Below are 7,471 nucleotides of genomic sequence, written 5' to 3'. Positions count from 1 at the left end.
CCTCCAGCGCGCCGGCCAGTGCGCCGATCTCGTCCTGACGATCGAGATAGCCGCTGTCGACGGCAAGGTCGCCGCCGGCGACCTTCAGCATGGCGTCGCGGATGGTGTTGAGCGGATGGATCACGCGGCGGCTCACGAGCATGACCGCGCCGACGGCAAGGCCGATGGCGAGCCCCAGCAATCCAAGCTGCACGATCAGCGCGCGCTGCGCGGCGCCGCGCTGCTCCAGCGTATGGACCTTGGCGGCGTCAAGGGCGGCTTCCGCCACGGTGACAGCGCTGGAAAGGCGGCCGACCGTGAGCGGGCTCCACTGGTTGGCGGTCATCTCGGCCTTCTCGCCCTTGACCAAAGTGTCAGCGAGGCGGTCCCGCAGGGTCAGATATTGCGGCTCGAAATAGGCGGTCTTGGCCGCGGCCATGGCGGAGACGAGCGCGGGCGGCAACTGCATGCCCGAGGCTGACAATTCGAGCGCCTTCCACATCGCCGACGTGCCGCCGACATGCTGGGTGTAGTTGTTGCGGGCTTCCGGTGTGATCTTGCCGGCGGCAAGACCGGTCGAGACGACCAGCGAAGCTTCGCCCGCGGTGTTGCGGAGCAGCCAGGCGTTCTGCTTGATCGACAGCAGCTGGTCGATCACGGCGTCCTGGTGGTTGACGGTGGCGGCCAGGACGTTCGACAGCTTGTCGAGCGTTTCGAGCAGGCCGCCCGTCGTCTCCATATATTCCTTCGGCAGGCCGGCGCGGCGCTGATCCCTGGGCTTGGCCATATCCGCCCAGAACTGTTTCTGCTCTTCGGTCAGCAACTTGTGGAGGCGCGCAAGCTCCGGCACCAGCGTGCCCGATTGCGGGAAGTCCATGACCGGCAGCAGCTCCAGCGCGCGTGCCATTGCCGGCATCTCGGTGTCCCGGATCGCGCGCAGATATTTCTCGATCTCGGCATCCATCGGTTCGGCCGAGTTGAGGAGCCGCGTCGTGGTCGATCGGTCGGTGCGCAGGCTGTGCATCGCCTTGAACAAATCGGCGGATGCGTCGGCGGTCTGCGAGATCCGGTTGGCGGTCTTGAGGCGATCCCAGGATTCGTAGGCGGTGAGCGAGAGCGCGAGCACCACGCAGGCCGACGTGATCGCGATCACCGCCTTCAGCAGCGTGGATACGGTCAGACGATTCAGCATCGAAGTCCCCCAACTCCCATTGCAAAGCTCTTGAAAGCGCCCGGCAACATCGACAAGCCCGGCGCGGCAGAACGGCAATCGCACGCCGTTTGCGGCCCACGGCACCGGCGTCATTTCCGCATCTGAATGGAAAAGGGTAAAATTTTGGGCAGGCCGTCCGATCGTAGAAGTACGTATTTACTAGAAGTTGCAGTGGGTTGCCGCGATGGAACCAGCGCGGGAGACAGGCGTTAGAGCGGTGGTCGCAATTTGCCTGAAGGGGGTTTCGCGATGCTGGTGGGCGTACTCGTCACTTTTCTCGTCGTTATTCTCGTCCTTTATCTCATCAACATGCTGCCGATGGACGGCCGCGCCAAGCAGATCGCGCGCGTGGTCGTCATCATCATCGGCATCGTCTCGCTGCTGAAATATCTCGCGGTGTTCTAGCAAGGGATCAAAGCCGGATGAGCGCAGCGATATCCGGGGTGCCGCAACAAAGGTCCCGGATGTCGCGGAGCCTGTCATCGGGCGGCGCTTCGCGCCGACCCGCTGGCTCATCCGGGCCACTCGCCAAACAAGAAGCCCCGGCTTTCGCCGGGGCTTCGTTTGCGCTGCTTCAGTGCAGCGATTTCAGCCAGTCGTCGACGTCCTGACGAACCTGGTCCTTGGCCTTGCCGTAGCGTTCCTGGAGCCGGCCCTCGAGCTGTTCGCGGCGTCCCTCGATCAATTGGAGGTCGTCGTCGGTGAGCTTGCCCCACTTCTCCTTGGCCGAACCCTTGAACTGCTTCCAGTTTCCTTCGATGCGATTCCAGTCCATGACCATCTCCCATGGGTTGATGGCCGTACAACGCGACCGCCGCGCGGCCGTTCCGCTGCGCGGCGCGACGTTTCGCCCGCTGCGCTCAACAAAAAAGCCCCGGCGTGAGCCGGGGCTTTCGGTGTTTCGAGCCGGCTGACTATCAGCCGTTCGCCTTGGCCTCGCGGCGGCGCGCGGTGAGGATGTATTCGGTGTAGCCGTTCGGCTGCTCGCGGCCTTTGAAGATGAGGTCGCAGGCGGCCTTGAAGGCGACGCCGTCGAAGGCGGGCGCCATCGGCTTGTAGATGGCATCGCCGGCGTTCTGCTTGTCGACAACGACCGCCATGCGCTTGAGCGATTCCATCACCTGCGCCTCGGTGATCACGCCCTGGTGCAGCCAGTTGGCGAGATGCTGGCTGGAGATCCGCAAGGTGGCGCGGTCTTCCATCAGGCCGACGTCGTGGATGTCGGGCACCTTGGAGCAGCCGACGCCCTGATCGATCCAGCGCACGACATAGCCGAGGATGCCCTGGCAGTTGTTGTCGATCTCCTGCTTGACGTCATCGGGCGCCCAGTTCGACTTCGACACCGGAATGGTGAGGATGTCCGAAAGCTTTGCGCGCGGTCCGCCTTTGGTGAGCTCTTCCTGGCGAGCGATCACGTTGACCTGGTGGTAATGCAGCGCGTGCAGCGTCGCCGCAGTCGGCGAGGGCACCCAGGCGGTGGTGGCGCCGGCCTGCGGATGGCCAAGCTTCTGCGCCAGCATGTCCGCCATCTTGTCGGGGGCGGCCCACATGCCCTTGCCGATCTGGGCGTGCCCGGGCAGGCCACAGGTCAGGCCCATGTCGACGTTCCAGTCCTCATAGGCCTTGATCCAGGCCTGCGCCTTCATCTCGTTCTTGCGGATCATTGGGCCGGCTTCCATCGAGGTGTGGATCTCGTCGCCGGTGCGGTCGAGGAAGCCGGTGTTGATGAACATGATGCGCTTGGAGGCGCGCTGGATGCAGGCCTTGAGGTTGACGGTGGTGCGCCGCTCCTCGTCCATGATGCCGACCTTGAGCGTGTTCTCCGGCAGCGACAGCATCTTCTCGACGCGGTCGAAGATCTCGCAGGTGAGCGACACCTCGTCCGGGCCGTGCATCTTCGGCTTGACGATATAGGCAGATCCCGTGCGGCTGTTCTTGACCTTCGAATTGCCCTTGAGGTCGTGGATCGCGAGCAGGCCGGAGACGGCGGCGTCCAGAAGGCCTTCCGGAATCTCCTCGCCCTTCTCGTCCAGCACCGCGTCGGTGAACATGTGGTGACCGCAATTGCGCATCAAGAGCAGGCTGCGGCCGTGCAGCTTGACCTCGCCCTTGCCGTCCGGGGTCTTGTAGCTGCGGTCGGCGTTGAGCGAGCGCGTCAGCGTCTTGCCGCCCTTCTCGAAATCGGCCGACAGCGTGCCGTTCATCAGGCCGAGCGTGTTGCGGTAGACCAGCACCTTGTCCTCGGCATCGACGGCTGCGACCGAGTCCTCCATGTCGAGGATGGTGGAAACCGCGGATTCCATGATCATGTCGGCGACGCCGGCCGGATCGTCCTTGCCGATCGCGCTGCTGCGGTCGATCTTCACCTCGACATGCAGGCCATTGTTGGCGAGCAGCACGGCCGAAGGCGCGGCCGCATCGCCCTGGAAGCCGGCGAACTGCGCCGCGTTCTTCAGCGCGGTGGCATTGCCGCTCTTCAGCTTCACCGCGAGCTGGCCCGCGACGACACTGTAGGCGGTGACGTCGGTGTGGCTGCCGGTGGCAAGCGGCACAGCGGCATCGAGGAACGCCTTGGCCTTGGCGATCACCTTGTCGCCGCGCGCCTTGTTGTAGCCCTTGCCGCTCTCGGACGGATCATGCGGGATCGCATCGGTGCCGTAGAAGGCGTCATAGAGAGAACCCCAGCGCGCATTCGCCGCGTTCAGCGCATAGCGCGCGTTGGTGAGGGGCACGACGAGCTGCGGGCCGCAGATCTTGCCGATCTCCTCGTCGACATTGGCGGTCTCGACCTTCTGGGTCGCCGGCTCCGGAACGAGATAGCCGATCTCCTTCAGGAAGGCGGTATAGGCGTTGAGGTCGAACGCCTTGCCTTTGCTGGCGCGGTGCCAGTCGTCGATCTTGGCCTGCAACGTGTCGCGCACCGCCAGCAATGCGCGGTTCTTCGGCCCCAGATCCTTGATGATGGCGGCAAGCCCGGCCCAGAACGCATCCGGCGCGATCCCCGTTTTCGGGGCCGCTTCCTTGGCGATGAAATCAAACAGGACGGGAGCGATCTTCAATCCGTGGGCGTCGACGCGTTTCATGATGGGCTTTCTTGTTGGAAATGGCTGTTTTTGGCTGCTTTTGACCCGACAGCAGCAAAATGCGCCCACGAGGGAGCGGCTTTCGGGGCCTATTAGCCCCAAAATCGGGGCGGTGAGAAGACCCCCAGGGGTTTGTCAAAATGTCAAGAGCAGGTGTGGCGGGCAGCTGGCTTTACAAATTTGATCCCACTTCGCGCCACGGACACAACTGCGCTCCCTCCCCCCTTGTGGGGGAGGGCGGGGGAGAGGGGTGGCTCAGGAAAAGGTGTGTCGGGATTCGACGGGAGCGGAGTGCTCTGATTGATTGAGAGAGTCCCCGTGTGGACCCCTCTCCCTAGCCCTCCCCCCGCAAGGGGGGAGGGAACGCAGCTGCGCAAGCGGATGGAGCCTGCCTCAAATATTCGCGGCGAGGTCCACGGTTTCGTCGAACAGCACGCCCGTCGTCTTCAGCATCTGCTCGATCTCGTCGGCTGCCTCGGCGACGGTCCGCGTCGAGGTGTCGATCACCAGCTCGGCCGCCTGCGGCGCTTCGTAGTCGTTACCGATGCCGGTGAACGACGCCAGCGCGCCGGCGCGGGCCTTCTTGTAGTGCCCCTTGGGGTCGCGATCCTCGCAGACCTCTGCCGGCGTCGCGACATGGATCTCGCGGAACGCGGTGTCGGCGATGCGGCGCGCCGTGGCGCGGTCCTCGCGCGCGGGCGAGACCGCGGCGACGATGGCGATATGGCCGTTACGTGCGAGATGCGTTGCGACTTCGGCAAGGCGGCGGATGTTCTCGCTGCGGTCAGCCGTGGAGAAGCCGAGATCGCTGTTGAGCCCGGCGCGCAGCGTGTCGCCGTCGAGCAGGATCGGCGAGCCGCCATTGGTGAACAGCCGCCGTTCCAGCGCCTTGGCGAGCGTCGACTTGCCCGAGGCCGGCAGGCCGGTGAGCCAGACCACCGCGCCGTTGTGCTGATAGCGCGCGGAGCGCTCGTCGGGACGAAGTGCGGATTCCACCGGCACGATGTCCACCGGCAAGGCGCGCTGGCCGGCATCGACCGACAGCACCAGACCGCCGCCGGCGATGCGCCCGGAGACTTCGATCACGAGACGGCCGGTGCGCGGATTCTCGGTGTAGGGATCGGTGGCAATCGGATTCGACAGCGAGATGTCGATCTCGCCGACATGGTTGCGGCCGATCGCCTTGTTCTCGCTGCTCGAGAGCTCGCCCGGATCGACCGCCTTCTCGATCGCGACGACCGTGGCGCGGCTTTCCTTCGGCCCGCAGCGGACCAGGAGCTGGTCGCCCTTGGCGAGCGGCTTGTCGTGCAGCCAGAAGATCCGCGCGCGCAGCCGCCGCGTCTCGCGCGGGGCGGCGCTCGCGTGCGCGATGATATCGCCGCGCTCGACGAATAGTTCGCGGTCGAGCGTAATGCCGACCGAGCGGCCCGCGCCCTGCCGTCCCGCAACCGGCGTCACCGGCCAGCTCTCGACGGTCTTGATCTTCGCGATCTTGCCAGCCGGCATGATCACGATCTCGTCGCCGGCAATGAGGCTGCCGGATTCGATGCGGCCCGCGACGATGCGGCGGTCGTCGAACTTGTAGATCGCCTGCACCGGCAGCCGCAGCGCCAGCGCTTCCAGCGGCCGGGCCGGCTCGAGAGCGTCGAGCGCCTCGACCACCGTCGGTCCCTTGTACCAGGAGATGCGATCGGTGCGCATTGCGACGCCGTCGCCGTCGCGCGCGGAGACCGGGATCACCGCCGTGGGCTTCACGCCGAGGCCGTTCAGATGCGCGGAGATCTCGTCGCTGATCTCCTTGAAACGCTCTGCGGAGAAGTCGACTCGGTCCATCTTGTTGACGACGATCGCGACCTGCTTCACGCCGAGCAGATGCAGGAGATAGCCGTGCCGCCGTGTCTGGTCGCGCACGCCTTCGAGCGCGTCGATGATCAGCACCGCGCCGTCGGCCTGCGAGGCGCCGGTGATCATGTTGCGCAGGAATTCGGCGTGGCCGGGCGCGTCGATCAGAACGATGTCGCGCGAATTGGTGCGGAAGCGGATCTGCGTGGTGTCGATGGTGATGCCCTGGTCCCGCTCGGTCTGCAGCGCATCGAGCAGGAACGACCATTCGAACGGCATGCCGCGTCGCGCGCTGACGGCTTTCAGCATGTCGAGCTTGCCGTCGGGCAGGCTGCCGGTCTCGTGCAAGAGGCGGCCGACCAGCGTCGATTTGCCGTGGTCGACATGGCCGACGATGACGATGCGGACCTGCGGACGGGTGGTGCCGTTCGGGGTGGCCGGCGAAGCGGGGGTGACGATCATGTTCATATCGCGCTCGCGTTCTTGATCAGAGATAGCCGGCGACGCGCAGGCGCTCGAAGGCGTCCTCGGTCTCGTGGTCGAGTGCGCGGCCGGCGCGCTCCGGCACCTTGGTCTGCTCGAGCTCGATCAGGATCTCGTCGATGTTGGACGCGGTCGACGCGACCGGATTGGTGATGTCCTGATCCCCCAGCGAGCGATAGCGCTTGCCGTCCCTGGCGAGATATAGCGGGATGATCGGGATGTTCTCGCGCTTGGTGTAGGCCCAGATGTCGGCCTCGGTCCAATGCAGGATCGGATGGATGCGCAGATGCGCGCCCTGCGGCGGCGAGGCGTTGAAATGGTCCCAGAACTCCGGCGGCTGGTCGCGCACGTCCCAATTGCCTTCGAGCCCGCGCGGCGAGAACACACGCTCCTTGGCGCGCGTTGCCTCCTCGTCGCGGCGGATGCCGGCGATCAGGCCGTCAAAGCCGAATTTGCCGAGCGCCATCTTGAGGCCTTCGGTCTTGCGTGCAGCGGAGCGCGCGGCCGGCGGCAGCGTCGGATCGACGGCATCGATGGGCGGGCAGGGCTCGACGCGCAAATCGAGATCCCACTCTTTGCCGTAGTGATCTCGAAAGCGGTACATCTCCGGAAACTTCTTGCCGGTGTCGACATGCAAAGCCGGGAACGGCACGCGGCCGAAGAACGCTTTCCGCGCCAGCCAGATCATGACGTTGGAGTCCTTCCCGAGCGACCACAGCAGCGCGATCTTCTTCAGCCGGGCGAAGGCCTCGCGGAAGATGTAGATGCTCTGCGCCTCGAGCTGGTCGAGATGGTCCATGCTGGGGGCAAGGTCAGCAGAAAATTCTTGCGTGCGTGCGCGCTCGGCCGGGGCCGGGCTGCTCAGTCCGCT

General features: G+C 65.3%; 6 protein-coding genes. 1 reads left to right on the top strand and 5 read right to left on the bottom strand.

Annotated features, from left to right (window positions below):
- Positions 1-1,171, bottom strand: a 1,171-nt coding sequence (locus tag XI04_RS17505; protein WP_271611070.1) for a HAMP domain-containing protein, incomplete at its 3' end; no start/stop codon positions are given.
- Positions 1,172-1,441: 270 nt separating this feature from the next.
- Here XI04_RS17505 and XI04_RS17500 point away from each other — a divergent pair.
- Positions 1,442-1,597, top strand: coding sequence for a Thivi_2564 family membrane protein (locus XI04_RS17500; protein ID WP_007599832.1), 156 nt, complete (start codon positions 1,442-1,444; stop codon positions 1,595-1,597).
- Positions 1,598-1,766: 169 nt separating this feature from the next.
- On the opposite strand, the gene XI04_RS17495 is transcribed toward XI04_RS17500, so the two are convergent.
- The 4 genes from XI04_RS17495 to cysD all read right to left on the bottom strand — a co-directional run bounded on the left by XI04_RS17495 (position 1,767) and on the right by cysD (position 7,399).
- On the bottom strand, positions 1,767-1,967 hold the full coding sequence (locus XI04_RS17495) for a CsbD family protein (protein WP_008546815.1): 201 nt from the start codon (positions 1,965-1,967) through the stop codon (positions 1,767-1,769).
- A 142-nt stretch (positions 1,968-2,109) separates the two neighbouring features.
- Positions 2,110-4,275, bottom strand: a complete 2,166-nt coding sequence (locus XI04_RS17490) for a malate synthase G (protein WP_038971358.1) — start codon at positions 4,273-4,275, stop codon at positions 2,110-2,112.
- Between the two features lie 393 nt (positions 4,276-4,668).
- Entirely contained in the window at positions 4,669-6,585 is a 1,917-nt protein-coding gene (gene cysC, locus XI04_RS17485; protein WP_212477275.1) for an adenylyl-sulfate kinase, read from the bottom strand.
- A gap of 19 nt (positions 6,586-6,604) precedes the next feature.
- On the bottom strand, positions 6,605-7,399 hold the full coding sequence (gene cysD, locus XI04_RS17480; RefSeq protein ID WP_038950054.1) for a sulfate adenylyltransferase subunit CysD: 795 nt from the start codon (positions 7,397-7,399) through the stop codon (positions 6,605-6,607).
- Positions 7,400-7,471 lie beyond the last annotated feature (72 nt).

The sequence above is a fragment of the Bradyrhizobium sp. CCBAU 11430 genome, from assembly GCF_028128855.1.
In the GTDB taxonomy this organism is placed as follows: domain Bacteria; phylum Pseudomonadota; class Alphaproteobacteria; order Rhizobiales; family Xanthobacteraceae; genus Bradyrhizobium; species Bradyrhizobium ottawaense.
Note: the sequence above shows the minus strand (reverse complement) of the source record. Positions and strands in the feature narration are given on the sequence as shown.

Bases quoted from the DNA above. Each gene is read 5' to 3' on its own strand.
- XI04_RS17500 (WP_007599832.1), top strand. From the start codon at position 1,442: ATGCTGGTGGGCGTACTCGTCACTTTTCTCGTCGTTATTCTCGTCCTT.
- XI04_RS17495 (WP_008546815.1), bottom strand. From the start codon at position 1,967: ATGGACTGGAATCGCATCGAAGGAAACTGGAAGCAGTTCAAGGGTTCG.
- XI04_RS17490 (WP_038971358.1), bottom strand. From the start codon at position 4,275: ATGAAACGCGTCGACGCCCACGGATTGAAGATCGCTCCCGTCCTGTTT.
- cysC (WP_212477275.1), bottom strand. From the start codon at position 6,585: ATGAACATGATCGTCACCCCCGCTTCGCCGGCCACCCCGAACGGCACC.
- cysD (WP_038950054.1), bottom strand. From the start codon at position 7,399: ATGGACCATCTCGACCAGCTCGAGGCGCAGAGCATCTACATCTTCCGC.